This window comes from Saccharibacillus brassicae (genome assembly GCF_006542275.1).
In the GTDB taxonomy this organism is placed as follows: Bacteria; Bacillota; Bacilli; order Paenibacillales; family Paenibacillaceae; genus Saccharibacillus; species Saccharibacillus brassicae.
Map to the genome: position 1 here is coordinate 2,409,633 of NZ_CP041217.1, position 25,847 is coordinate 2,435,479.

Sequence of the window (25,847 nt, forward strand, 5' to 3'; positions counted from 1 at the left end):
GTGTGCAAATAAGCATACATGGTGCGCATTTTCGAGCATCAAGAACCCCTCTTCTAGCGGGAAGAATCCCCGGCGGCGGCTTCGATATCCGCGAGTGCCCAGTGTCCGGCCGGCACGTCCGGCCAGCGCGAAGCGTCCGGCGCAGCCGGCAGGGTCCGACCCAGGACCCGGTTGAACACGGCCGCGGCTTCGGCGCGGCTCAGGGCCCGGTCCGGCTCGAAGCGGCCGTCCGGCAGGCCGCGCAGATAGCCGGCCTGCCGCGCGCGGGCCAGATCGCCCGCGGCCCAGTGCCCGGCGGTATCGGAGAATCCCGCCGATTCAAGCCCGGCCCCGCCCGCCGCAGGCAGCGCCTTCCAGCGCGCCAGTACGGCGGCCATCTCGGCCCGGGTCACGGGCCGGTTCGGGCCGAAAGCGTCCGCGCCGGTGCCGCGCATCCAGCCGGACTCCGTCACGGCCCGAACCGCTTCCGCGGCCCAACTGTCGGCCGCCACGTCGGCGTAGCCGACGCCTGCCGGCGGCTTGGCCGCACCGCCGGCACCCGCAGCGGCCGCTTTTGCGGCGGCGTTCGCTGCCGCAACCGGCGCGCCCGCAGCGCCGGTCGCGCCTCCGAATGCGGATGGCCCCGCATTCGCGCTCGCCGCGGCTGCCGGGCCGCCGCTCACCCGCAGCAGCATCGCGGCGAGCTCCGCCCGCGAGACCGCTTTGGCCGGACGGAACGTGCCGTCCGGATAGCCCTGCATGTACGGCTGCGCAGCCGCCGACGGCTCCCCGCCCGGCTGCGCAGGTACGACGGGCTCATTGCCGGGCACCGCCGGTACAGCCGGCTGCGCCGGAACCGGCGTGACGACCGGCGAAGGCGGCAGGGTCGGCGTCGGATTCGCCGGCACGGCCGGCTGCGGCGCTTCCGGCACCTTCGGTGCCGGATCGGTCGGCGTGCCGCCGCCCGGCGAAGGCGGCGTCGTCTCCAGTTCGCGCGCGAACGTCAGGTAGAAATCGTCCAGCGTGCCCCACGCGCCCGCGTTGGCATAGACCGAAGCGCCGACCGTGATGCGGCCGTCTTCGACGCGGATGCCGGAGATCTTCGGCTCGTCCCACTGCTGCCAGCCATGGACCGCGGCGGACGCTTGGCGTGCCTGATCGCCGCTCGAAGCCAGCAGCTTCAGGTCGCCCTGCGTAAAGTCTCCGCCCTGGATCGACATGGACAGGTCGTAGTAGCCCGGCGCGAGCCCGCTGACCGTCTGCTCGATCCGGAAGTCCGTGCCTTCGGACGAATAGAAGTGCAGCGAATACCGGCCCGATTTGGCGTCGGATTCTTTGTTCTGGTAAGCCGTATGCGGAATGCGGCCTTCGCCGTACGCGATATGCCACATGCTGCGGTCCGCCTGCTCGAAGCTTCCGTTCGACAGCAGGTTCGCAAGCTTGATCTCAAGCACAGCCGACACCGGATGTCCCCCTTCCGCCGTGCCGCCGATGACGTAGCGGCCCGGCCCTTGTTGGATGGCCGCATTCAGGGCGGCTTCGTCCCATGCGGCAGGCAGCGGACGAACGCTGCCGTCGTTGTAGACCGCTTCGACCGTCGCGGGCAGCGTGACCGGTTCGCCGGCCTTGACCGACAAGCCGACCGAACGCACCGCATCGACCCGGAGCGGAGCGACGGCTCCCGTGTCGACGTACTTGAACACGTTCAGCGAAGACAGCGGCCGCCCGGCAAAATCGAACAGCGCCTGATTGTCGACCGCGCTGCCTCCGTACCAGGCGCCGGCGTCGTGCGGATCGTATTCGGCCGCGTAGCTGGAAGCCCAGCCGGAACCGTACTTCTCCCACAGCGCTTTGTTGCCCGCGAGCTCGGCGGCCGGTCCGACCGGCAGCCAGGCCGGTTCCCAATAGAACACGCCGATGCCCGCTGCGCCGACCTGCGCGACCGCATCGATCACGCCGCGTACCGACGTCGCCTGTCCCTGCACGCTGATCGGATAATCGAGCGTCTGCCCCGATTCTTTTGGAGCCGTGTTGCCGTGGCCGTCGCCGTCTTCCGCCGTGTAGGCGTACGACGTCTCGGCCACCATTACTTTTTTGCCGTACGTATCCGCGACCTGCTTGAGCACGGCGGTCAGATTGCCCAGCGACCCGTGCCAGAACGGATAATAGGAGCTGGCGAACACGTCGTAATCGACGTTATGCTTCGCCAATTCGGCCGCGTAATTCGCATAGCGGCCCGACGATTCCGGATTGGTAAAATGCAGGGCGACGAGGATCGACGGATCGGCCTCGCGCACCGCGCGGCTGCCCTGGGCGAACATCCCGGCGATCGCCTTCCACTCTTTTTCCCCGACAAAAAAGCCGTTCGTCTCGTTGCCGATCTGCACCATGCCGACGTCGACGCCCGCGGCACGCATCTGCTGCAGATTATTTTTCGTATACGCGTAGATCGCTTCGCCTTTTTGCTCCGGCGTGTATCCGGCCCAGGCTTTGGGCGTCTGCTGCTTGGCCGGATCGGCCCAGAAGTCCGAATAGTGGAAATCGACCAGCACTTTCATGCCGTTTGCGGTCGCTCTGCGGCCGATGTCGATCGCCGTGGCGAGATCGTTGTCTCCGCCGCCGTAGCCTTGGCCGTCCGCCGTATACGGATCGTTCCAGACGCGCACCCGCACGTAATTGACGCCCGATTGGTGCAGCGTCGCGAACAGATCCGTCGGCGTTCCCGCCGCATCGCGGAATACGACGCCGCTGCGCTCAAGCGCCGTTACGCTGGAGACGTCGACCCCTTTGATGAAGCCGCTGCCGAGTCCTTCGACTTTTTGCACGAAAATATCCGCCTGCACCGGCTGAACCTTATCCGCGCCGATCCGCGTCAGCCGCAGATCGTCCAGATAACCCCACGCTTTGGCCTGCCCGGAGACGTAGGCGCCCAGCCGCAGTTCGGACACCGGTTCGCCCAGCGTGAATTCCAGCGACCGCTTGTTCCAGCCGTTATAGCCGGTCGTGGCTTGTTCGATGCCTGCTGCCGTACCGGCGAACAGCTGCACCTGACCCGCTTCGGCGCCCGCGCCGCCCATCGACTGCGCGGTCAGCTCGTACCGGCCCGCCGGCAGATCGTACACGCTTTGACTGACCGTAACGCTTCGCGTCGAGACGGCGGCGTCTTTGATCCAATATTTGAGCGCATGCCCGCCTTCGTTTTTCGTGATCCACGAATCGGCCGCGTATGCAAAACGGCTCACTTCCGCCTGCTCCCAATCGTCGGTCGCGACGTTCCACGAACGATCGGCCCAGAAGTCGGCTTCGAATCCTCCGTTCACGATCTGCGGTGCGGCCGCCGAAGCGGCAGGCTCGGCCGAAGCCCGTCCGGCTGCCGTCGGCAGCGTACCGAGCAGCGTGACCAACGCCAGCATGAGCGGCCATACCCGTCTTTTTCTGTTCATTGCGATCGATCCCCTCTCTTCTTATGAAGCGGTTACATTTTGACTGTGCTCAATATAACAATCGCCGAACGCCAGAGATACGGGATTATTGCAACATTTCGTGTGTTTCGGAAAGGGATTGTCATCGTTCGCCAGGCGGGCGGTCCGAAATTTGAAGCGAGCGTTCGAATCCGTTTAAAATAAAGCCGAAGCACGTATCGAATCCGTAACGAACAGGAGGCTTCGTCCATGAAAGTCACGCTTCGCATGATCGATCGGCAGCTGCGGCTCAAAGGTCTCTTCATGAAAGCTCTCACGCAAAAATCGACCGAAGCGAAGTATATCGCTTCGGCCAAAAGCGCCGGCAAAGCGCTGCAAGGACGCAAAGGCAAAAATATCGACGGGCTGCGCTGCGACGAACGGTGGATTCCGGCGCGCGGCGGCCGGCAGATTCGCGTCCGCATCTACCGTCCGCGACGCGAAGTCTCGCAGGTACCCGGCATCTTGTGGCTGCACGGCGGCGGCTATTCGCTCGGCCTGCCCGAACTGAACGCCGACATGTACAAGAACCTGATCGGCACGCGGGACTGCGTGATCGTCGCGCCGGATTACCGGCTGTCGGTCGAAGCGCCTTATCCGGCGGCGCTGCATGACAGCTACGACGCGCTGCTCTGGATGAAAGAGCACGCCGCGGAACTTGGCATCCGTACCGACCAGCTCATGGTCGGCGGAGAAAGCGCCGGCGGCGGATTGAGCGCGGCGCTGACGCTGTACGCCCGCGATCTGAACGAAGTGAAGCTGGCGTTCCAGATGCCGCTCTACCCGATGATCGACGACCGGATGCAGGGCGAATCCGCGCAGGGCAACAACGCCCCGATCTGGGATTCCAATTCCAACGGATGGGCCTGGCAGTTGTATCTGGGCGAGCTGCACGGCCGCGAAGACGTTCCGCCCTACGCCGCCGCGGCCCGGGCGACCGACTACGGCGGCCTGCCTCCGGCCGTCACGTTCGTCGGCGAGCTGGAGCCGTTCCGCGACGAGACGGTCGCCTACGTCGAGAACCTGCGCGCCGCCGGCGTGCCGGTACGGTTCGAGCGGTACGCCGGCTGTTATCATGCGTTCGACATGATATGCCCCCGAGCGGACGTCAGCCGCCGGGCGACGGCTTTCCTGATGCAGGCATTCGGGGAAGCCGCGGATCGGTATTTCGCGGCGCAGCCGGAGGAGACGCGCGCGGACTAAGCGAGCGGCGGCGGCAAAGCGGAGAAAAGCACGCTTGCGCTTAGGCGGCAAAAAGCCGCTTTTCCTGCCAGACGAACCTTTTTCCGTTAAAAGGTCCGATTCGCCGGGCGTGCCTCTGCTCCGTCTGCCTCTGCTCGCCCTGCCGCCTGAAGCCGCCCCGACCGCACGACAAAAAGCCTCCGATCCCCATAGGGATCGAAGGCTTTATCCGCTTGGCGCTGCGGCCCACATCGTGCTGGCCGACTTCTCGGCCGGGCCAGAGAGGCGGGTCCGGACAGATCGGTCCAGAAGCCCGGTATACGCTCGCCTAGCGCCGGACCGCCGCGATCTTCTCAAGCTTCAGCGCGTCCGCCGTCGCGTCGAACAACTCCTGGAACAGCTCCGGGTGGTCCGACAGGCGCTTGCCGTAAGACGGGATCATCTCTTTGATCTTCGGCTCCCACTGCGGCATCTGCTGCGGGAAGCAGCGCTGCATCAGCTCAAGCATGACGTGCACCGCGGTCGAAGCGCCCGGCGAAGCGCCGAGCAGCGCGGCGACGGAACCGTCGGCGGCGCTGACCACTTCCGTGCCGAACTGCAGCGTGCCTTTGCCCTGCGGCGTGTCCTTGATGACCTGCACGCGCTGGCCGGCCGTGACGACTTCCCAGTCTTCGTCCTTCACGTCCGGGATAAACTCGCGCAGTTCGCTGATCCGCTGGGCGTTCGAGAGCATGACCTGCTGGACGAGGTACTTGGTCAGGCCCATTTCCTTGGCGCCGGCCGCGAGCATCGTGAACAGATTGCTCGGCTTGACCGAACCGATCAGGTCCATGTTCGAGCCGGTCTTCAGGAACTTCGGCGTAAAGCCCGCGAACGGACCGAACAGCAGCGCTTTTTTGCCGTCGATGTAGCGCGTATCCAGATGGGGAACCGACATCGGCGGTGCGCCCAGCTTGGCTTTGCCGTACACTTTCGCATGATGCTTCTCGGCGACTTCCGGTTTTTTGCACACCATGAACAGGCCGCTGACCGGGAACCCGCCGATATGCCGCGATTCCGGAATGCCCGTTTTTTGCAGCAAAGGCAGACTGCCTCCGCCCGCCCCGATAAAGACGAACTTGGCATGATGCCGCTCGACCCTATTGCTGTCCAGGTTCTGCACTTTGACGATCCAGCCGCCGTCCGGCGCGCGCTTGATGTCCTTGATGCTGTGGCGGTAATTCACCTCGACGCCCTTCGTCTTGAGGTGATCGAACAGCAGCCGCGTCAGCGCGCCGAAATTGACGTCCGTACCGGAGTCGATCTTGGTCGCCGCTACCGGCTCGTTCTCGTCACGGCCCTGCATCATGAGCGGAATCCACTCTTTGAGCCGGCTTTTGTCTTCCGAATATTCCATGCCCTGGAACAGCGGATTTTGTGATAGCGCTTTAAATCGCTTCCCGAGGAAATCGACGTCTTTCTCGCCGGTCACCCAGCTCATGTGCGGAATCGGGCGAATGAATTGGTCCGGATTCGAGATCAGGCCGCGCCGGACGAGGTCCGCCCAGAACTGCCGCGACAGCTGAAACTGCTCGTTGATATTGACGGCCTTGCTGATATCGATCGAACCGTCCGCTTTTTCCGTCGTATAGTTGAGTTCGCACAGGGCCGCATGGCCCGTGCCCGCGTTATTCCACTCGTTGGAACTTTCTTCTCCGGCGCTTGCCAGCTTCTCGAATGTTTTGATTTCCCATTCCGGCGCCAGTTCTTTCAGCAAGGTTCCGAGCGTCGCGCTCATGACTCCGGCCCCGATTAAGATCACGTCTGTTTTTTTGAGTACGCTGCTCATAACAAAACCTGCCTTATCCCGTATATTTGCAAAAAGTAAGGCTCCACTCCGGAACTATCGACTCTTCTATGTCTATATCGTGTCTACTTTTACTATAAACCAAAATCCGTGCAATTCCTATTTCCTTTTCGTTTCGCGCACGCTTTGTTGAAACCCTTTGCGCTTTTTCGCGTAGCTAGACGATACCGTTTAAATTCAAAGGAGAATGATCGATTTTGATGAAATACAAGCGTTCCCTGATTCGTTTCGTGCTCGCCGCGATCATGTTCGTTACCGGCATCCTCATGCTGGACAATCTCGTCGCCGGCATCTTCGTTCTGTTCGTCGGCGTGTATGCGCTCGTCAGCGGCATTTTGTGGCTTCGGGTGGAGCGTCGGCCGCCGGGCACCGAGCCCGCCAACGTCAAGCCGGGCGCGCGCCGCGGCAAATAATCGGACGCAAGAATCGATTTTGATGGAAAAGAAACGTTATAAAAAAAGAAAACCGGACGCAGCGCAGCGGATCTCCCGCCGTGCCGCGTCCGGTTTTGCGTATGGGCTTGGGCGAACGCGGCCGTCTGCCGCGGATCGAACGCGGCGGACGACAGGGGCGTACCGCTGCGCTCAGCCCACGACCCGGAAGGTGTCTCCCGTATCTTCCATTTCGTACAGATAACCGCGCGATTCCGGCATGCTGAACGGACGATGCAGGATCAGCAGCAGGCGGCCGTCGAACGCGCGGAACAGCATGCCGTGCCCGCTGTCGCCTCTGACGAGCGGATCGAGCTGCTCCCACGGGCCTTCGAGGCGGCCGCTCGTCGAGCGCGCGATCGTCTGCACATAGCTGCCCTGCTCGTAGCTCGACCAGAGCATGACCAGACTGCCGTTCGACGTCCGGTAGAGCTGGCAGCCGTCGGTCACGTAGACGGCAGCTTCGCCGGCAGGGGCTTCCGGGGCAAGCGGAGTATCCGCCGCGGGCGCCGAGCCAAGCCACGGCGCGGACGAAGCCCGCAGCAGCAAGGTCGGCTCGCCGGCGGCGGACGACAGATCTTCCGTCAGCCGTACCGCTTCGATCGTGCCGTCCAACGTCTGGATCCATTCGTGGCAGTAGACCATCCACGGCGCGCCGGCTTCGTCGACGTACAGCGTGCCGTCGAGCGTCATCCGCTCGGCCGGCACTACCGGCGAATCCGGCTTCAGCAGCTCGAACGGCCCTTCGGGCGTATCGCCCACCGCGGTCGCCGTACCCCGCCAATGCTTGGCGTAGCCCTGCACCGGCTCGCCTTCAAGCAGGCGTTCCTCGTTGTGCAGCGTCACGAACAGATAATATTTGCCGCCGTATTCGTGTACTTCCGGCGCCCACGCGCCGTGCTGCGGATGGGCCCAGACGCCGTCCGGAACGGCGAACACGGCGTACGGCCCTTCCCATTCGTCCAGATCCGTGCTTTTGTACACCAACACCCCGTGGCGATCCACGCCGTTCAGCGTCGGCGACGCTCCGCTGTACAGATAATAGGTTCCGCTGCGGGCATCGGCGAGCACGAACGGATCATGGACAGGCATATCGGACAGGCGGTGGCCTGTTCGCGGATGCCGGATATCGGAAGCTTCATTGTAGGCAGACGGGACGGACATGGAATCAGCTCCTTTTGAATGCGGTTACATGCTGATTCCACTATAACGGCGCCTGTTCCCGGAACGCAAGCCCGTTCAGTCCGCCGGGCTGCCCGGCTTAAGCATCCGGGCCGATCAACCGCTCCGTCAGATCGACGAATCCGCCGCCCGGCGCGGGATCGCGCAGCGCTTCGAGCACGACCTGCGCGTTGTAGCCGTCGCGGAAATCGTACGCGGTGCCCGGTTCGCCGCGCAGCAGACGCAGCACCTGCTTGAAGATCGGCAGTTCGCCGTCTTCTTCCGGCACTTCGACGGGCTGCGGCTCCTCGCCGGCCGCGCCGGCATACAGGCTGCCCCAGTTCTCCAGCGCCACGGTGCCGCCGGAACCCTGCACGACGAGCGATACGCGCTCTTCGCCGTGCCGGCGGTCCGTGCCGGACAGATGAATCTCCGCGCCGCTTTGCAGCCGCAGCACGGCACGGGTCACGCTCTCGCTCAGCCGCGGGTCCGCCGGGAACTCCACGTCGCTGCGCACGGCGACGATCGGACCGAATGCCTGCTGGATCATCTGGATCCAGTGGATGCCCACTTCGAGCAGATAGCCGCCTTCGCGCCGCGTCGCGATCCAGTCGTTCTGCTGCCACGCGCGCGGCCACTGCGGAAACTCCAGGTACAGGTCGATCCGCCGAATCTCCCCGGCATCGCCACGTTCGACGCGCCGCCGGAATTCCAGCACCGCCGCTTCCAGCGGGAACGAGAAATGGACCACGTTCAGCAGGCCGCCGGCCTGCCGCGCGAGTTCCAGCATCTGTTTCGCTTCTTCGAGACTGTTCGCGAGCGGCTTTTCGCAGAACACGTGAATGCCCCGCGCAAAAGCCTCCCGAGCCACTTCGTCATGCATGGACGGCGGCACCGCGATATAGACCAGATCCGGTTCGTTCTGCCCGAACAGTTCGCGGTAATCCGTATGCAGCTTCAGGCCGCCGCCTGCCGCTTCGCTCTCGCGCCGCAGGCTGTCCGCGCTGCTGTCGCACAGCGCGATTAATTGTACCTGCTCCGCATACTGCGGAACGAGGCGGTGAACCATATTGCGGCCCATATTGCCGAGGCCGATCACGGCCAGTCTGATTTTTGCCATGCGCTTATGAATCCTCCTTGTTCGTTCGCGGCCCCTTCCCGAGCGCGCTCTACGGATAGAGCGTCAGGATCAGGCCGCCTTTGTTGTCGCCCGACAGCGCGTATTCGCGCCCTTCGGGCACGCGCAGCTGCGGAATCTCGCCGGAATCGTAGTATCGAATCTCGTACGAACGGCCGTCCACCGTAGTCGAGACCGCTTTTTTGTCCCGCAGCAGCTCCACGTATTCTTCCAGCGCCAGATTGCTCCGCTTCATGATCAGGCTGTGCGGCAGGCCGACGTACCGAAAATGCCACGGTTCGAACGAAATGCCCGTCACGTCGGTCTTGTCCGCCGGATAACGCAGTACGAAGCCGTACCGGGCCGCGTTCTGCTCCAGCCATTTGCCTTCTTCGGCGTCGGCCATCCGGCCGCGCGTCGAGCCGATATCGAGCGCAAGCCCCATATTATGCTCGCTATAGCCGGCCGGCAGCGCGTAATCCGCCCCTTTTTCCTTGTACAGCCGGCTCTGCTCCGCCCGGTCGCGGTAGCCGCTGCTGATCATGAAGCGGTTCACGCCTTCCTGCGCCGCCGCTTCCGCCATGACGGCGAACTTCAGCGCCACCCCGCGCGACAAGCGGATATCATGGTCGAGCAGTACGGCTCCGCCCGTCAATTCCGGACGGCCGCTTAGCTCGACCACGTCCGGCGCTTCGCTCTCTGGATGTATCGGATATTCGCCGTTCACGAGCAGCAGATCGCCTTCGTACAGCTGCTCCTCGCTCGCCAGCAGCTTCTCCCCGCTGCTTCGCAGCGCGATCTCCTGAATCAGTCCTTCCGCCGCGCCGTACCCGTCGTCCCCCCGCTGCATGACTTTGACGATCGCAGCCGCAAGCAGCAGGGCGATGACCAAGACCAGCAACCCGCGCCTTTTCATGCCTGTGTCCTCCCTCTGTGTCTCTTCTGCTTTTAGCATAGAAGACACAGCTTAAGAAAAAAGGCGGCAAAGTTTAAGTTTCTCTTAAATCGGTTTGGACTCGCGCAGGGCGGAAGCTTCTGCCGGCACGCCGCTGTCTGCCCTCGGCAGCCGCACCTCGAACGACGTCCGCACGACATCGCTGCTCGCGACGATGACCCCTTGATGGCGTTCCACGATATTTTTCGCGATAAACAGTCCCAGGCCCGTGCCTCCGCCCTGCTGATCCTGCACGCGCGCCCGGTCGCCGGTGTAGAACATTTCGAACAGATGCGGCAGGTCGCTTTCGGGGATCGAATCGCCGTAATTGGTCACGCGCACGACGGCGTCGCCGCCTTCGATCCGGCAGTCGATATCGAGGTAGCGGCCGTCCCGGCCGTAGCGCGCGCCGTTGATGAGCAGATTCTCGAACACCCGCGCGAGCATCTCCCCGTCGCCCTGGATGCGTACGCCGGGATCGATCCCGAGCCGCGCCGTCAGCCTGTTCTGCTCGAATACCGGATACAGTTCCTCGTTCATCTGCACCAGCAGTTCCCCGAGATCCAGCTCCCGCGTGTCGAGCGTCAGCATGCCGTAATTCATGCGCGTGATCTCGAACAGCTCGTCGATCAACTTTTCCAGCCGCCGGGATTTGGTAAAAGCGATCGTGGTGTAGTGCTTGATCTGCTCCGGCGTCAGTTCTTCGTTTCGCAAAATGAAATCCAGATACCCGAGCACGGACGTCAGCGGGGTGCGCAGATCGTGGGCCAGGTTCAGCACGAGCTGGTCTTTGCTGCTCTCGGCGAAGTCGCCGCGTTCCACCGCTTTCTTCAACTTTTCGCCCGCCGCGTTCATGTCCGCCGCGATGCTGCCGAACTCGTCGCTCGACCGAATCTCCACGCGCCCTTCGAAATCGCCGTTGGCCAGCCGGTGGATACCGGTCGAAATCTCGCGAAAATAGCGGGAGTACGGCTTGGTCAGCCAGAAGAAGAACAAAATGGCCAGCGGCACGAAAAAGATCAGGAAAAAGTTCAAATCGCCGAAGTCCCGGATGAACGTGCGGAACCGGCTGAGCGGATCGCCGAATTTGGCGTTCTCCACGTAGTACACCTGCAGCCCTTTGTAGATCGCGTACGTGACGCCGCCGGACAGCAGCATGCTCAACCCGAGCAGCAGGATCATGCGGAAGCGGAAGCTGCTCGTCACTCTAGCCATTGAACGCGTACCCGACGCCCCACACCGTTTTGATCCATTTGTTCTTGTCGTCGTCCTCTCCGAGCTTGCGGCGCAGCGTGCGGATATGCACCATCACGGTGTTGCCGCTCTCGTAATAATCGTCTTCCCACACGTGTCTGAAAATATTTTCCGCGCTGAACACTTTTTTCGGATGTCCGGCGAGCAGGTGGAGAATATCGAATTCCTTGGGCGTGAGTTCGACCACCCGTCCGTACACGGTCACTTCGCGCTGCTCGGGATCGATCGTCAGGCCGCCCGCTTCGAGCACGGCGCTGCGCTTCTCCGGCACGTTCAGCTGGGTGGACCGGCGCATCTGCGCGTTGACCCGGGCGACCAGTTCCATCGGGTTGAACGGCTTGGTCATGTAATCGTCCGCGCCGATCACAAGTCCCGTGATTTTGTCCAGATCCGACGTCTTCGCGCTGAGAAAAATGATCGGCATCCGGTGCTGCTCGCCCCGAATCTGCCGCGTCACTTCGTATCCGTCCAGCTCCGGCATCATAATATCCAAAATGATCAGGTCGACCGGCTGCGATTGCACGAGCCGCACCGCTTCGCGGCCGTCCGCCGCCGTAAGCGTGCGATAGCCTTCTTTTTGCAAATGCAGCGCGACGAGATCGGCAATCTCCCGCTCGTCGTCGGCGATCAGAATCGTGGCGCTTTTCATCGTGCGACCCCTCCTTGTATGCAGACCTGTTTGGGTTCTATTTTACGCGGAAAAGAAAAAAGCGCCAATGAGGCGGTCGCACGGCAAAAAATCCGGTCCGCCCCGAGGGGCAAACCGGATCTTTCCCTTCATGTTACAGACTTTTGAACGTGCGCCACATGCCGTTTTCCTGAATGGACGGATGGGACAAATGCTTGTGCATGAAGGCCCGCATGTCGGCATTGTCGCCTTCGACGCAGAAAATGCCTTCGGTATACCGTTCGTCCGTCAGAAAACGCCGGAACGCTTCCGCCATCAGGGCGATGCCGCGTCCTTTGCGGCGGTACGTCTCGTGCACGAACATCGAGGTAAACGTGAGCGTGCGCTCGTCGAACGGCTCCACGATCATCCAGCCGACGACCCGCTGACCGTCCCGAAGCAGCAGACTGCGTTCGCGGTCCACCCCTTCGGTATCGATCAGCGGCGACAGGATCGCCGGATACCAATCGCCTTCGCCGGAGCGAACGGCGGCATGCTGCTCCGGCGTCAACGCCGACCACGGTTCGACGGACAACCGGCTCGGCAGCGGCATGCGCCGGATCCACGGCAGATCGCTGAAAATGTTCAGCGGTCCGTTCCAGACCGCCACGCCAAGTATCGGCGGAGCAAATCCGGCCGATTGCAGGAACGAGCCGACATCGCCCGGATCGTTGTCGCCGGCCATGTACTCCACAGCCAGAAAACGGATTCCGTTCGCCGCCAGCAGATTGCCGAGCCCCGCCAGCAGATGCCGGCCGATCCCGCTGCGCCGGACCTCTTCCGCCACCACAAGCGAGACGACGTGCGCCGTCTCGTCTCCGGCGGCGCGGCGGACGATGACCAGACCGAGCGGCCGTTCCCCGTCCGCCGCGCCGACCGCCAGGCAGTCATGCGCAAGCGCGGGCACGAGCGCCTTCGCTTCGGGAAGCACGAACTTCGTCCAGCTCTCCGGCAGAGTGCCTTGAAAAGCCTGCAGCTTCATGGGTTAAGGCGCGATCGGGAGCGGAGGACCGGCGTTTATGGTGACGGTCGAATTGACGGCCGCGTTGTCTCCATAGTCTTTGAAGTTTTGCAGCTCGGCGCGGAACTTGCTGCCCGGCTTCATGTCCGGATGGCTGCTTACCCACGCATCGCTCAACTCGATCACCACGGTTTTGCCAAAAGCATAGGTTTTTTTTATGTCGCTGCTATAGGTAAGCACTACCGTATCGCTGCTATCGGAAAAGCCGGAAGCGGAATAAGCCAGATACGGAACCTCGGCCGTGTAACTCGCAACCTTTTCGGTGCTGGTAAAGGTCAATTTTCCGTTTGCGTACGTGCCGCCCGTCCATGTCGGCGCGACACGGTCGACCTTGACCGGCACTTTCACGTCCGAAATTTCGGTGCTGCCGTTCATCAGATTGAATTCGATCACGGCCGTCGTGTCGTCCTGCAGGTTGTTCTGCTTGACGAATGCTCCGCTGCCGTCGCGGGTTATGTTCAGTTCGGGAGACGTCGACGAGAGCGTAATCGATCTGCCGGTGTATCTCTGACCTTGCGGCGTTTGGGCGTAGATCCTGAACGTTTGGGTACCCGAATCGTACTTGATGATCTCTTCCTCGCTGCCGCTTGTCACTTTGATATAATTCAAAATGCTGCGTTTGCCATACTCGTAACTCGTTTCCCCCTCTGTCAGCGCGCTGGCGTTTATTTTCACTTGATCTGACGGCTTGGTATTATTGAGAATAAAGTCCGCGTCCGGCTGCAGCGTAATCGTCAGCTCCGGCGTTATGGACTGCCCGAACTTCACGATCGCCTGCGCCAATTCGGCGGCAGCCGCATCGACTGCGGACTGTTTGGCGTTGGAAGTGCCGCGAACCCCCTGCGCTTTTTGCAGCGCCAGATTCAGTTCAAGCTCCGCGCCGGGCTTGATGTTGCCCGGCACATAGCCCACGGTTGCGGTACCCAGAGCCGAGTAGCCGCTATCGATTTGGACAATTAGGCCGCTGAAATCGGCCGTAACGATCGCATCCCGGGCAGCTTGAACTTTCAGGTCCAGTTCCGACACGGCCGCGTCGACTTCTGCCTGGTCGGCGGAATCCTTGTTGTAGACGGAAGAGGCCGAAGCGATCGCGGCTTCCAGGTTCAGATACTCGGATTCGGCGATCTGTCCCTGAGCCGTTCCGATGTTAAGGCTGTTGAACAGAAGCGTCGCTTCATCCAATTTCGCGGACAAAATCTGTTTGTTGACGGCGGCGGATTCCTGCGCTTTGACGATAAAGTCGAAGTTTTTGGAAGTAACGGCGCTGCCTTTGGTCAGCGTCGCCGTCAAGGTCACCGGCGTATCGTCGGAGCCGTACACGGCGCGGGTCACCGTTCCGTTGGAAGACAACGTCTCTTCTTTGTTCGACATCCAGGAGACGACCGAACCCTGCGCGCCCGTAAGCGGCAGCAGGATCGACTGCGTCACCCGGTCCGCGGTATCGCCGTTCAGGTAGCCGATCGCGAGGTTGGCCGAATCCTGTTCGACCGCAAGCTTGTTCGAATCGACCGGAGGGGTGATTGGGGGCGTGACCGGAACGGAAGGCGTCGGCGCGGCGTCCGAGACGGCAGGCGTCAGCGCGACCGGCGGAGCGTCGACCGGCGGCGTCAGCGGCAGATTGACGCCGGCCGTCGATACGGCCTGCTTGATCTGCGTGCTGACCTGCGCCAGGTTCGCGATGACCGAGCCCGGCGCGACGTTAACCGGAAGGACGATTTGATTGATCCGCACGTTCGAGCCGATCGTGACTTTGGCGGCCGGGTTCGAGATTCGAACTTCTTCGAACGCGGCGGTGCCCGTCAAATCGAGGACGCCGGCGTTATCGACCTGAAGCTTGCCTACGTTGGCGTTCAGTTCGATATGCGCCGCCGCTTTTTGCAGCTTGACGTTCGGGATCGAAGATCCGTTCACGGCGATCTGGTCGCCCGACAGCGCAAGCGTCGCGGAAGACGGCAGGCCCGAAGCGTTCAGCTTCAATTTTTGCGAGTTCGTGCCGGAAGCGACGATCTCCAGCTCGCTGATGTCGCTGACGCTGTGGCGGGCCGATTTGAACTTGAGCACGGCACCTTCAAGCGCCTGGGCGTTACCGCCGTTCAGCAGAAGCTGCTTCAGCGATTCCGTTACGAGCAGCGGTTGATTGTTGATCATGATCGTGTCGCCGTCCACGGAAGTAACGGTAGCGGTCACTTCTTTGGCCGGGAAAATGTCGACCAGAAGCGGCGCAATGTCTGCGCGCGTCACGCTCCCTTTGAGGTTGGCGCCGGCGAACTGCGCGTCGAACAGGCCGAGCCGCAGGGCCGACTCCACCGAGCCTTGCGCCCAACGGCTCACCGGGCCGATGCTGCCGGCGTCAACCTCCAGTCCGCCGCGGGTGTTATGTCCGTCGATCGCGCGCACCAAGACCGAAGCGAGCTCTTCGTTCGATACGGGAGCCTGCGGCCGGAAGTTCGCGCCGCTGCCCGTCATCAGTCCCGCCGCGCGGGCCGCTTCGATATAAGGCGCCCCCCAACTGGAAGATTTGATATCTCCGAACGAAGAGACATTCGAGGCAGGGAGAGGAAGATCCAACGATTTGACGAGCAGGATCGCGAACTCTTGGCGCGTCAGCACCTGATCCGGTCGGTATTCGTTGTTCGGGAAGCCCGTAATCAATCCGAGGCGGGCCGCTTCGCGTACCGCTTCCGCTTTCTCGGGCGACAACCCCGCCAGATCCGTAAACGCGGTATCCGAACCCGGGGCTGCCGGCGTGGCGGCCGATGCGTGATTCACTCCTGCTGCTGCCGTCAAAACGGCACTTGCGACCAGCCATACTTTCCAATTGATCTCCATTAACAAGTCTCCTCTAGGTGAGTTGGGATATCGTACGCTTTAACATCGACAAAACGTGGACAAGCTTGAAGCCTCGCCGTTTAAGGCTGCGAAGGGTTTGAAATTATTGAGGCACATCGAAGTCAAACTTCTGGATATCGGCTTCGTTGTAGGCACGGTCGGTGATATCGTTCAGGATCACGCGGAACAGGCTGCCTTCAGGCCGGTACTTCCCTTTCAAATTAGGATCCAGCAGCAACGTAAGCTGATTGCCGTTGACCTCGAATTTTACATCAAGGTATTCCTCGAAATATCCACGTTCGAACCAGCCCATTTGCGAATATTGGAGAGTCACGCTTGAGGATTTGACCTCGCTCGGCTCCATGTAACCCCTTTTAGCAAGAGCAATCGGTTTGCTGCTGGTCAGTACAAACTTCGTCGTGCTCGGATCGTATACGGCGCTCGTCCATACCGGTTTATCGTGATTGATCGTAACGGGGATCTTCACGCCGGAAATTTCGACGCCTTGTTTGAACAGACTAATCTCGATGTTCGCTTTTGTGTTGTCCGACAGATTGATTTGCGAGATTTCAGTCCCCTTAAACGCTCCGACGATCCGCAGTTCCGGATCAACGCTGGTGATCGTCAAAGTGCGGCCCGTCTCATATTGGAAAGCGGCGTCATCGTATATCATGTACTCCCCTGATCCCTGCTGGTATTTAAGGAACTGTTCCTGATCGCCTTTTTTCACCCGTACCAGATCCAAAATGTTTCTCATGGTGTATTGGTAGGTCGTATCGTTATTTGTGCCTGCCAGATTGGAAATATACACTTTTGCACTCTCGGTATTGTTCAAGACGAACTCCGCGTTCGGCGCGAGCGAGATCGTCAGCTCCGGCACTCGGGCCTGCTCGAATGCCACCACCGCCAGATTCAGCGAGTCGATCGCGGCCGTGATCTGCGCCGCGGTAGAAGCCGGTTCGTCACGCACTACGATCGCAGCGTGCTTCGCATAAGTCAAAGCATTCGCTCCCGACATCGTTACTTTTCCCGGATCGGTGCCGACTACCGTATTCTGCAGCATCAGCTCTGCCGCATAGATTGTGGACTTCAGCAGTTCGATATCGGTCAGAACGATCGAATCTTTCAACGCCTGGATTTTCCCGCCCAATTCCGCGACACGGTTGTTGATCGTTTGCTGCGAAACGGTCTCGTCGTTGTAGGTTGCTTGGGCTGTTTGGAGCGCCGTGCCCAATTCCTGATAAGGAGCTTGCCCGACTTGTCCCTGGCGTGTGCCGACCTTCAGATCGCTCAGCAGGAATGCCGCTTCGTCGATTCTACCCGACAGCGCCTTTTTGTCGACAACGATCTTAGATGCGTTAAACGTATCAATCGCCTGCGACAAAGCGATTCGGGCCGTGATCACCGCCTGCTTGCCCGGATTCGGATTGCTCGCCACGCCCTGCGCGCTCGTCAGGGAGAGCTGGAACGCCTGCTTCGCTTCTTCCGGGACGCTGCCGTTTCCGTCGCCGACCGGGGTATTGGCCAACAGCGCCTGCGCATCATAAATCTTTTGCGTCAGCAGCTGCGTGTTCACCCCGTCAAAGACTTGTTCAAAATCGGTAATCGCCGATCCCAGCACGACTGCCGCCAGATCGACTTCGGCCTGCAAGGCAAATCGATTGTCGATCACCTGCTCGGCAGCCCGAACCGCCAAAGCGAGCGCGGTTGCGGCTTGTTCCGGCGCTTGGCCTTCACCGCCGCCTACCGGCGTAAGCTCCAGCACAAGCCTGGCATCGCGGATCTTCGCCGACAAAGCCGCTTTATCCGTAACCGGGAATTCCGCCGCTTTCACCGTCAACGTAAAGTCGCGCGATTGCGTCACGTTTCCTTTGATCAGCGTCGCCGCCAGTGTGACGACCGAATCGCCGGAACCGTACACCGCGCGGGTCACCGTTCCGTTCGAAGACAAAAGGCTTTCGTTGTCGGATATCCAGGAAATGGCGGAACCCTGCTCGCCCATACGAGGCAGTTGAACCGAACTCGTTACGGAGTCCGCGTCGTCGCCTGCCTGGAACCCGATCGCCAAGCTTGCGCGGTCCTGCTCGACGGCCAGTCGATTCGAATCGACCGGCGGCGTGACGATTACGGGATCGGAAGGTATAGGCGTAGGAACAGGCGTGGGAGTGGGAACAGGCGTCGGAGTAGGAACAGGCGTCGGAGTGGGAACAGGGGTAGACACCGGCGCGGCCGTTGGCGTCGGAACCGAAGGTTGAGCCGCTGCCGCTTGACCCGGCAGATTAACCGGAGTCCCCGAAGTCGTGACTGCCTGCTTGATCTGGCCGGTGACCTGCGGCAGATTGGTGAAGATCGATGCGGGATTGGCATTGACCGGAAGCACGACGCGCTCGATCTGCACCTCCGAACCGATCGTCAGCTTGGCGTTGGTATTCGTTACGCGAAGCTCTCCAAAATTGACTTTGCCGGACAGCTTCAGCTCTCCTGCGCCGCCGACCTGAAGCTTGGCGACATTGGCGTTCAGCTCGATATCGGAAGCCGAATTTTGAAGCGTCATATTCGAGATCGAAGAACCGTTCACGGTGACATGATTGCCCGAAATTTTCAATTCGCCGGAGGCCGGGAAGCCGTCGGCATTGAAGGTCAGCCGGTTCTCGGCCGTACCGGAATCCATGATCTCGATTTCGCTGATTCCGCCTACGCTGTGACGCGACGTTTTGAACATCAATTTCGCGCCTTCGAGAGCTTGAACGTTGTCGCTTCCGAGCAGCAGCCGTTTGAGCGAATCCGTCACGAGGAGAGGGCGGCCGTCGATCATGATCGTATCGCCGCTTACGGACGTTACGGTCGCCGTCACTTCTTTTTCAGGGAAGATGTTGACGAGGAACGGCGCGATGTCCGCGCGGGTCACGCGTCCTTTGAGGTTGAGGTTCGCGAACGAAGATTCGATCAATCCGAGGCGGGCGGCCGCTTCGACCGAGCCGCGCGCCCAGCTGCTGACCGCTCCGATCGAGGAGGGGTTGACGGTCAATCCGCCGGATGTATTTTGCCCGTTTACGGCGCGGAGCAGGACGGAAGCCATTTCTTCGCGGGACACGAAAGATTGCGGCCGGAAAGCTGATCCGCTTCCGTTCATCAGACCCGCCCGGCGGGCCGCTTCGATATAAGGAAGGCTCCAGCTTGCCGCAGTAACGTCTGTAAAAGAAGAAGTCGTGCCGCTCTCAAGCGGGAGCTCCAATGCTTTGACCAGCAGGATCGCAAACTCTTGGCGCGTCAGTGCCTGGCCCGGTCTGTATTCGTTGTTGGGGAAGCCCGTAATTAACCCGAGACGGGCCGCTTCCCGGATCGCCTCTGTCTGTTCCGGCGATACGCCGGCCAGGTCATTGAACGATACGTCCGTGCTCGGGGTCGCCGCAAACGCAGATGTGCTGCTTGTTCCTGCTGCTGCTGTAAAAATAGCGCTTGCGAACAGCCAGGCTTTCCAATTAATCTCCATTATCTATGATCTCCTCTGAATTCGCCGAATATCCTACCTTGTTGACATCGACCGGAGCCCACGCTTTCATAATGAAAATATTAAAATTTGAAGTAAATTTGAGGTTGGCCGGAACCCGGCCTCACTTTGCCGGGTTCCAACCGAACCGTTCCGGCCGAAAAGCGTGCTGCCAAGGCTCCGCTTCCCGTCCTTCGGCACAGTCCGCGACCCTCTTCGCCGTCACCGGGCTCAGCAGGATGCCGTTGCGGTAATGGCCCGCCGCGAAGATCACGCGCTCCGCGCCCGGCAGCCGCCCGATCAGCGGCCGGCCGTCGAGCGTCGCCGGGCGCAGCCCCGCCCAGCGGTGAAACGGCTGCGCCTTTTCCAGCGCGGGCAGCATCCGCTTGTTCCAGCGCGTCAATCGCGCGATGCCGTGCTCCGTCACGCTCGTATCGAAGCCCGCGACGTCTTCGGACGCGCCGCAGACGAGCGTCCCGTTCGCTTTTTGCACCAGATAGCCCTGGCTGCCGAACACCATGTGCCGCAGCGGCACCTGCTCCGCGCCCCAGGCGTACGCGCAGATCTGCCCGCGGATCGGCTGCACGGGCAGGCGCAGCCCGAAGCGGCCGGCCCATCCGCCGGCCCAGGCCCCCGTGCAGACCACGAGCCGGTCCGCCCGGAAGGTCGCGCCGGAAGCTCCGGCCGCGTCCGCCGGGCTGCGTTCGGCTGCCCAGCCTTCGCGCGCCGCGCCCTGCCCGCCCGCCTGCATCGCCGGCTGCCGCTCCCCGCCCGCTTCCGCGCCGGCGTTCCGCGCGCCGAGCCCGGATGCCCCGTCTACGCCCCGGCCGCTCGCCCGGACTTCCACGCCGCGTGCCCACTGCGTCGGCTCCAGCTCGCCGAGCCGTTCGCGGATCTGCACGCCGACTTTCACGCAGGCGCTTTTCAGCGCTTCGACGAAGTCCGGCGCGTAAATATGGCTCTCTTCCGGCGTATGCAGCGCCGCGACCACGGCCGGCGACAAGCCCGGCTCGGCCGCGCGCAGTTCGCCGCCGCGCAGGATCGTGCCGCTCGATCCGCGGCTGCGCTGCCAGTCCAGCCGGCGCTCAAGCGCCGCCAGGTCCGCTTCGTGGTAAGCGGCGTACAGGCTGCCGCACTCCGTATATTCGAAGTCCCGGCCGGACAGCTCCCGGACCTGCCGCTGCCAGGCCGGATACAGGTCGAGGCTTGCGCGGCACAGCGCGAAGAACTCGTCCGGCGAATCCGGATTTTCGGAATACGGCGCGAGCATGCCGGCCGCCGCGCCGGACGCCTGCCCGCCGCAGGCGCCGGCTTCGAGCAGCGTCACGTCCGCGCCGCGCAGCCGAAGCTCCAGCGCGCAGGACAAGCCGATGATACCTCCGCCAAGCACGAGGAACGAATCGTTCATGGCCGCTCCCCCGCTCATTCCACGATCAGCGACTCGAAGCCGCTGCTGGCCGACGCGTACCGCTTCTTCGGCATCCGGCCCGACAGATAGGCGAGCCGGCCGCCTTCGATCGCAAGGCGCATCGCCCGTGCCATGCCGACGGGGTCCTGCGCTTTGGCGACCGGCGTGTTCATCAGAATCGCCGAAGCGCCGAGTTCCATCGCCAGCGCCGCGTCGCTGGCCGTGCCGAGGCCCGCGTCGACGATGACCGGCACGTTCGACCGCTCGACGATCAGGCTAATATTGTAGGGATTCAAGATGCCGAGGCCGGTGCCGATCGGCGCGCCTCCCGGCATGACCGCCGCCGCGCCCGCTTCTTCCAGGCGCCGGCACATGACCGGATCGTCCGAGATGTACGGCAGCACCGTAAAGCCTTCCCTGACGAGAATCTCGGTCGCCCGCAGCGTCTCGATCGGATCGGGCAGCAGCGTCCGCTCGTCGGCGCAGATCTCCACCTTGATCCAATCGCTAAGGCCCGACGCGCGCGCAAGCCGCGCGATTCGCACCGCTTCTTCCGCCGTGCGTGAGCCCGACGTGTTCGGGAGAAATTGGTAAGCGCCCTGCTCCAGATGCTGGAGAATCGAATCGTCTTCCGCCGCTTCCAGATCGACGCGCCGGATCGCGAACGTCAGCACTTCCGTGCCGGACGCGGCGATCGCTTCGGTCTGCACGAACGGGTTCGGGAACAATCCTGTCCCGAGGAAAAAGCGCGACTGCATGTTCAGGCCGCCGAGACTCCAGCCGTCGCCGCCGGGTTCGATCCGCTCTGCCGGCCGCGCCGAGTCGGCGCGGCCCTCTGCTCCCGCTGCTGCTTGGCCGTTGTCGTATCCGTATTCATCTTCATATTCGTTCATCGGTTCAGCCTCCTCCCACAAAATGGACCAATTCGATCTTCATGCCCGGCGTGACCGGCGTCGACGCCCACTGCTCCGACGTGCGCACCTCGCCGTCCACTTCCGCCACGATCGGCCGCCCGGTCAGACCGAGCCGCTCCACGACGTCCGCCAAAGTGGCGGCTTCCAGCTCTTGCCTGCTTCCGTTTATGATCAATTCCACCATTCGAAGGCTCACCCTTTCCTGTCCAGTATGCGAATAAACGCCCGGCATGCCTCCGCGGGATCGTCGCTGCCGACGATCTCGCTGACCGCGCACAGCCGCGTCGCGCCGGCCGCGATCACGTCGTCCGCATTGTGCAGCTTGATGCCGCCGATCGCCACGAACGGAATGCCGATCCGCTCGGACACTTCGCGGATATAACCGAGCCCGACCGGCGCGACGACGTCGGCTTTGGTCTGCGTGGCGTACACGGGACCGGCGCCGATATAGTCCGCGCCCTGCTCCTGCGCCAGCAGCGCTTCTTCGATCGCATGCGTCGAGATGCCGACGATTTTGGAGCCCATGCGCCGCCGCGCTTCTTCGAGCGGCACGTCGCCCTGTCCCAGATGCACTCCGTCCGCGTCCACTTCCAGCGCCAGGTCGATATGGTCGTTCACGATGAACGGAATGCCGTAACGCCGTGTCAGCTCCCGCAGCGATCGCGCTTTGCGCAGCCGCTCCGCCGGATCGCTGTGCTTGTCCCGGAACTGGACAATGTCGGCGCCGCCGATGATCGCCTGCTCCATGACGTCCGCAAGTTCGCGTCCCGGATGAAAGTTCTCGCCGGTAATCGCATATAATCTGAAGTCCCGCAAAAGATTCGCCTCCCTGTTTTTTCACATTCGATTTCGATTTCGATTCCGTTCTATGCCCCTGTCTTGCGCCTGCGTCTGCCCTGCTGGGCAACCCGGCCTAATCCCCGACATACCGGTCGTAAATCGTGCGCGCCCGAACGGGATCGTCCGTCCCCTGCACAAGCACCCGCCCGTCCGCGAACAGCACGATCCGCTCGCCGCCCGGCAGCTCGGCCCGGATCAGGTACGGATTCGCTTTGAGGCTGCGCGCCGCCGGCGCAAGGCGCCGCTGCCACGATTCCAGCTCGAACGGCGCGTGTCCCGCGATCTGGATCGAATCGCGGCCGCACAGCGACAGCGTCGTCTCCGCTTCGCGGGCGAGCGCCGGATATTCCCGCAGCCCGCAGCAGGGACAGTCCGGCCGCGCGCGCACCGAACCGAGTTCGTGCTGGCGATTGTTCCAGACGTCGATGGACAGCAGCGTGCCGCGCCGCGCTTCGCGGTCGCCCACGAGATATTTGAGCGCTTCGGCCGCCTGGTAGGAAGCGACGATATCGACGATCGGCGCGATCACGCCGACCGTGTCGCACGTCTCGCCGCCGGAATCGGCGGTCGGGATGAAGCAGCGCAGGCACGGCGTCTCGCCCGGCACGAAGATCGCGCTCATCCCTCTCGACCCGACCGCGCCGCCGTACACGAACGGAATACCGTGCGCGTAGCAGGCGTCGTTGAGCAGGAACCGCGTCCGGAAATTGTCCGTTCCGTCCAGTACCAGGTCGACGCCGTCCAGCAGCTGCGCGATATTGCCGGGCGTCACGTCGGCAAACACCGCTTCGATCTCCACGGACGAGTTGATCCGCTTCAGCTTGCTCTCTGCCGCCACCACTTTGGGCAGCGACCGCTCCGCGTCTTCTTCGTCGTACAGCATCTGCCGCTGCAAGTTGCTGCGCTCCACGTAATCGCGGTCCGCCATGCGCACCTTGCCGACGCCGGCGCGGACCATATGGTTCGCCAGCACCGTGCCGAGCGCGCCCATGCCGACAATGCACACGGCGCGTTCCGACAGCTTGCGCTGTCCTTCGGCGCCGATCGGCGCGAACAGCTTCTGCCGGGAGTACCGTTCGTCGTCCGCCCCGCCGCCTGCTTGCGCAGCGGCGTTCCGGGTTATTTCCGTTGTTTTCGATAGGTCGTCGTTCATGATCGTCCTCCCCGCTTTGTGCGTGAACAAACAAAAAAGCCATTCGGAGAATACACGAATGGCTTGAACAATTCGAATGAGGTTCTCTACGCCAGCATTACCTGGATCAGATTAACGGTCCGGGGCACAAGGCTCCCATCTCAGCCGGACTTCATCCAGCACCCGCATTCATATTCGGTTTGAATTCAGCATAACGAATCGTTCGACGCTTGGCAACGGGGAGATCGGCCGGCGATTCGACTTTTTTTGCGCCAAGCGTACGCGATACCTGTTTAGGAGAAGCCGTTATGAGTTTATAACAGAACATACTTAGTAGAAATCCGTCTTTTTCCGACATTATCTACGTTTATTCGCTCTCTTTTTCATACTCCTATTCCTATTTTACGCAAATATTTTAATAAATGGTTTTTTCTTTGTCCCGAAACGTTTATTTATTTGGAGGTGCGCTTTGCTTAAGACGAGTTATATCGACGTGATGGACGTTTTGTCCGAAAAATTGTACGCCTCGGCCGCCCAAATCGTGGATACGGCCTGCAAGATCATTCCCGCGAACACGTTTTGCATCGCGTTGAGCGACGAATACGAGACCAAAGTGCTCAATACGATCAACCGGAGCGCCGTCATTTTACAGGAAGGACTCGTGATCGACCACACCGATTCCTACTGCCATCTGGTGACCGAACACGGCCCCGAGCCGCTCGTGATCGACGACAACCGGAACCACCCGCTGACCCGGAATATGGACGTGACCCCTTTTATCGGCGGCTGCTCGTTCATGGGCGTCACGATCAAGGACGGCGACGGCCGCGTGTTCGGCTCGTTGTGCGCGTTCGACGACAACTTTTACGCGTATCAACCGCAGGACGTCGAGCTGCTGCAATCGCTGGCCGCTTTTTTCGAAAATATGCTAACCCTCGACCATACGTACCAGAAATGGCGCGAAGCCGAGCAGGAACGGAAAAAGACGCTCGAAGAAAAAGCGAATCTGCTCGCCATTCTCAGCCACGAGATCCGCACCCCGATGAACGCGATTCTGAACATGGGCGAGATGCTCGAATCGACGCATCTGTCGGAGACGCAGCGGCAGTATTTGCGGCTGATCCATTCCAGCGGCAGTTCCCTCATGACGATCCTCAATCAGATCCTGGATTATTCCAAGCTCGATTCCGGCAAAATGGAAGTCGTGTACGAACCGTTCTCGCTCAGGGGCTGCCTGGTCGAAGTGCTGCAGCTGTTCCGCTCGGAAGCCGCCCGCAAAAACGTCAAGCTGAACGAGGTCATTCCGATGCATATGCCGGATCTCTGGATCGGGGACGAGAACAAAATCCGGCAGATCCTGATCAACCTGCTGTCCAACGCGCTGAAGTTCACGGAAGAAGGCGAGATCCGGATCGAAGCTTACGTCTCCGCCGAATCCGGAACAGGCCGGGAGACGAGTCTAGCGGTGCTGCCGCTGTCGTCCGCCTCGGGCGCCGCGCTCGAAGACGACCGCGAGGCCAACGTGCATCTGACGTTCACCGTCACCGATACCGGCAGCGGCATCTCGGAAGACAAGCAGCCGCTGCTGTTCCAGGCGTTCACGCAGCTGCATACGGCCAACTACGTCAACCGCTACGGCGGCACCGGGCTCGGCCTGTCGATCTGCAAGCAGCTCGTCGACCTGATGAACGGCGAGCTGCGGCTGAAGCATTCGTCGGCGACAGGCAGCTGCTTCTCGTTCAGCCTGCCGGTCGAGCTGCCCGAATCGGCCTGGGGCCGGTAAGCGGGCGGTAAGCCGACTGGCCGGCGAACCATCGGAGCATCGGGCTGTCTGGTGAAATCCAAGCGGCCCGGGCCGGTCGTTCCGCTTCCTGCGCTTTTCGTATAATTCCGTATAAGCATGCATGTTCAAGTCCGGAACTTTAAACCTGCGTGCCGCGAACGTCCGTACTCCAAGTACGGACGTTTTTGGTATGCCCTGCCTGCTAACGTCCGTACTTCAGTAGGGGCGTTTTCGTATGCTCTCCCTTCCAAATGTCCGATCTTGGTGCGACGGGCATTTTTGGCGTGCCTGGTCTGCGAATGTTCGAAAATTGCGGCTCGATCCGTTCTTTTCCGCGTCCAATGTCAGGTTTTGCTATGAAAATACGTACGTATTTCCGGCTGAGCGCTCAAATTTGC

The 25,847-nt window shown here is 61.7% G+C and carries 18 protein-coding genes and 1 riboswitch; of the genes, 3 read left to right on the plus strand and 15 right to left on the minus strand.

What is annotated here, in order from left to right:
• Positions 1-53 precede the first annotated feature (53 nt).
• Positions 54-3,422, minus strand: coding sequence for a glycosyl hydrolase 53 family protein (locus tag FFV09_RS10035; protein WP_141447708.1), 3,369 nt, complete (start codon positions 3,420-3,422; stop codon positions 54-56).
• A gap of 228 nt (positions 3,423-3,650) precedes the next feature.
• Between FFV09_RS10035 and FFV09_RS10040 the strand changes: the two genes are divergently transcribed.
• The gene (locus FFV09_RS10040) at positions 3,651-4,643 is read left to right on the plus strand and encodes an alpha/beta hydrolase (RefSeq protein WP_141447709.1); all 993 of its coding nucleotides are present in this window, start codon (positions 3,651-3,653) and stop codon (positions 4,641-4,643) included.
• Between the two features lie 307 nt (positions 4,644-4,950).
• On the opposite strand, the gene FFV09_RS10045 is transcribed toward FFV09_RS10040, so the two are convergent.
• Positions 4,951-6,450, minus strand: coding sequence for a malate:quinone oxidoreductase (locus FFV09_RS10045; RefSeq protein ID WP_141447710.1), 1,500 nt, complete (start codon positions 6,448-6,450; stop codon positions 4,951-4,953).
• A 215-nt stretch (positions 6,451-6,665) separates the two neighbouring features.
• Here FFV09_RS10045 and FFV09_RS10050 point away from each other — a divergent pair, with 215 nt between their 5' ends.
• Positions 6,666-6,881, plus strand: coding sequence for a hypothetical protein (locus FFV09_RS10050; protein ID WP_141447711.1), 216 nt, complete (start codon positions 6,666-6,668; stop codon positions 6,879-6,881).
• Positions 6,882-7,052: 171 nt separating this feature from the next.
• On the opposite strand, the gene FFV09_RS10055 is transcribed toward FFV09_RS10050, so the two are convergent.
• From FFV09_RS10055 to FFV09_RS10115, 13 genes are all read right to left on the minus strand, one after another.
• Complete coding sequence (locus FFV09_RS10055) at positions 7,053-8,063, minus strand: glycoside hydrolase family 43 protein (RefSeq protein WP_141447712.1); 1,011 nt, start codon at positions 8,061-8,063, stop codon at positions 7,053-7,055.
• Positions 8,064-8,160: 97 nt separating this feature from the next.
• Positions 8,161-9,180, minus strand: coding sequence for a Gfo/Idh/MocA family protein (locus FFV09_RS10060; protein WP_141447713.1), 1,020 nt, complete (start codon positions 9,178-9,180; stop codon positions 8,161-8,163).
• A gap of 49 nt (positions 9,181-9,229) precedes the next feature.
• Complete coding sequence (locus FFV09_RS10065) at positions 9,230-10,093, minus strand: M15 family metallopeptidase (protein WP_141447714.1); 864 nt, start codon at positions 10,091-10,093, stop codon at positions 9,230-9,232.
• An 84-nt stretch (positions 10,094-10,177) separates the two neighbouring features.
• Complete coding sequence (locus FFV09_RS10070) at positions 10,178-11,326, minus strand: sensor histidine kinase (RefSeq protein WP_141447715.1); 1,149 nt, start codon at positions 11,324-11,326, stop codon at positions 10,178-10,180.
• Positions 11,319-12,014 carry a response regulator transcription factor gene (locus FFV09_RS10075; RefSeq protein ID WP_141447716.1) on the minus strand — a complete coding sequence of 232 codons (696 nt, stop codon included), beginning with the start codon at positions 12,012-12,014 and terminating at the stop codon, positions 11,319-11,321. The genes FFV09_RS10070 and FFV09_RS10075 overlap by 8 nt, the downstream gene beginning before the upstream one ends.
• Before the next feature lie 133 nt (positions 12,015-12,147).
• Positions 12,148-13,014, minus strand: coding sequence for a GNAT family N-acetyltransferase (locus FFV09_RS10080; RefSeq protein WP_141447717.1), 867 nt, complete (start codon positions 13,012-13,014; stop codon positions 12,148-12,150).
• Between the two features lie 3 nt (positions 13,015-13,017).
• Positions 13,018-15,882, minus strand: a complete 2,865-nt coding sequence (locus tag FFV09_RS10085) for an S-layer homology domain-containing protein (RefSeq protein ID WP_141447718.1) — start codon at positions 15,880-15,882, stop codon at positions 13,018-13,020.
• 103 nt (positions 15,883-15,985) lie between these two features.
• Positions 15,986-19,375 carry an S-layer homology domain-containing protein gene (locus tag FFV09_RS10090; protein WP_141447719.1) on the minus strand — a complete coding sequence of 1,130 codons (3,390 nt, stop codon included), beginning with the start codon at positions 19,373-19,375 and terminating at the stop codon, positions 15,986-15,988.
• A gap of 121 nt (positions 19,376-19,496) precedes the next feature.
• Complete coding sequence (locus FFV09_RS10095; RefSeq protein ID WP_141447720.1) at positions 19,497-20,780, minus strand: FAD-dependent oxidoreductase; 1,284 nt, start codon at positions 20,778-20,780, stop codon at positions 19,497-19,499.
• A gap of 14 nt (positions 20,781-20,794) precedes the next feature.
• Entirely contained in the window at positions 20,795-21,673 is an 879-nt protein-coding gene (locus FFV09_RS10100; RefSeq protein ID WP_281288485.1) for a thiazole synthase, read from the minus strand.
• A gap of 4 nt (positions 21,674-21,677) precedes the next feature.
• Positions 21,678-21,878: a sulfur carrier protein ThiS gene (thiS, locus tag FFV09_RS10105; RefSeq protein WP_141447721.1), complete on the minus strand. Its 201-nt coding sequence runs from the start codon at positions 21,876-21,878 to the stop codon at positions 21,678-21,680.
• An 8-nt stretch (positions 21,879-21,886) separates the two neighbouring features.
• Positions 21,887-22,510 (minus strand): thiamine phosphate synthase, encoded by a 624-nt coding sequence (gene thiE, locus FFV09_RS10110; protein WP_141447722.1) that lies wholly within the window; start codon positions 22,508-22,510, stop codon positions 21,887-21,889.
• A gap of 97 nt (positions 22,511-22,607) precedes the next feature.
• Positions 22,608-23,687, minus strand: a complete 1,080-nt coding sequence (locus tag FFV09_RS10115; protein ID WP_141447723.1) for a ThiF family adenylyltransferase — start codon at positions 23,685-23,687, stop codon at positions 22,608-22,610.
• Between the two features lie 65 nt (positions 23,688-23,752).
• A riboswitch (TPP riboswitch) is annotated at positions 23,753-23,863 on the minus strand.
• Between the two features lie 272 nt (positions 23,864-24,135).
• Here FFV09_RS10115 and FFV09_RS10120 point away from each other — a divergent pair.
• Positions 24,136-25,449, plus strand: a complete 1,314-nt coding sequence (locus FFV09_RS10120; RefSeq protein WP_141447724.1) for an ATP-binding protein — start codon at positions 24,136-24,138, stop codon at positions 25,447-25,449.
• The last annotated feature ends 398 nt before the right edge of the window (positions 25,450-25,847 follow it).

Excerpts from the sequence above, each read along its gene's own strand:
- FFV09_RS10100 (WP_281288485.1), bottom strand. The coding sequence starts at position 21,673 with ATGAACGAATATGAAGATGAATACGGATACGACAACGGCCAAGCAGCA.
- thiS (WP_141447721.1), bottom strand. The coding sequence starts at position 21,878 with ATGGTGGAATTGATCATAAACGGAAGCAGGCAAGAGCTGGAAGCCGCC.
- FFV09_RS10095 (WP_141447720.1), bottom strand. The coding sequence starts at position 20,780 with ATGAACGATTCGTTCCTCGTGCTTGGCGGAGGTATCATCGGCTTGTCC.
- FFV09_RS10070 (WP_141447715.1), bottom strand. The coding sequence starts at position 11,326 with ATGGCTAGAGTGACGAGCAGCTTCCGCTTCCGCATGATCCTGCTGCTC.
- FFV09_RS10045 (WP_141447710.1), bottom strand. The coding sequence starts at position 6,450 with ATGAGCAGCGTACTCAAAAAAACAGACGTGATCTTAATCGGGGCCGGA.
- FFV09_RS10065 (WP_141447714.1), bottom strand. The coding sequence starts at position 10,093 with ATGAAAAGGCGCGGGTTGCTGGTCTTGGTCATCGCCCTGCTGCTTGCG.
- FFV09_RS10035 (WP_141447708.1), bottom strand. The coding sequence starts at position 3,422 with ATGAACAGAAAAAGACGGGTATGGCCGCTCATGCTGGCGTTGGTCACG.
- FFV09_RS10075 (WP_141447716.1), bottom strand. The coding sequence starts at position 12,014 with ATGAAAAGCGCCACGATTCTGATCGCCGACGACGAGCGGGAGATTGCC.
- FFV09_RS10085 (WP_141447718.1), bottom strand. The coding sequence starts at position 15,882 with ATGGAGATCAATTGGAAAGTATGGCTGGTCGCAAGTGCCGTTTTGACG.
- FFV09_RS10090 (WP_141447719.1), bottom strand. The coding sequence starts at position 19,375 with ATGGAGATTAATTGGAAAGCCTGGCTGTTCGCAAGCGCTATTTTTACA.
- FFV09_RS10060 (WP_141447713.1), bottom strand. The coding sequence starts at position 9,180 with ATGGCAAAAATCAGACTGGCCGTGATCGGCCTCGGCAATATGGGCCGC.
- FFV09_RS10055 (WP_141447712.1), bottom strand. The coding sequence starts at position 8,063 with ATGTCCGTCCCGTCTGCCTACAATGAAGCTTCCGATATCCGGCATCCG.
- FFV09_RS10040 (WP_141447709.1), top strand. The coding sequence starts at position 3,651 with ATGAAAGTCACGCTTCGCATGATCGATCGGCAGCTGCGGCTCAAAGGT.
- FFV09_RS10115 (WP_141447723.1), bottom strand. The coding sequence starts at position 23,687 with ATGAACGACGACCTATCGAAAACAACGGAAATAACCCGGAACGCCGCT.
- FFV09_RS10080 (WP_141447717.1), bottom strand. The coding sequence starts at position 13,014 with ATGAAGCTGCAGGCTTTTCAAGGCACTCTGCCGGAGAGCTGGACGAAG.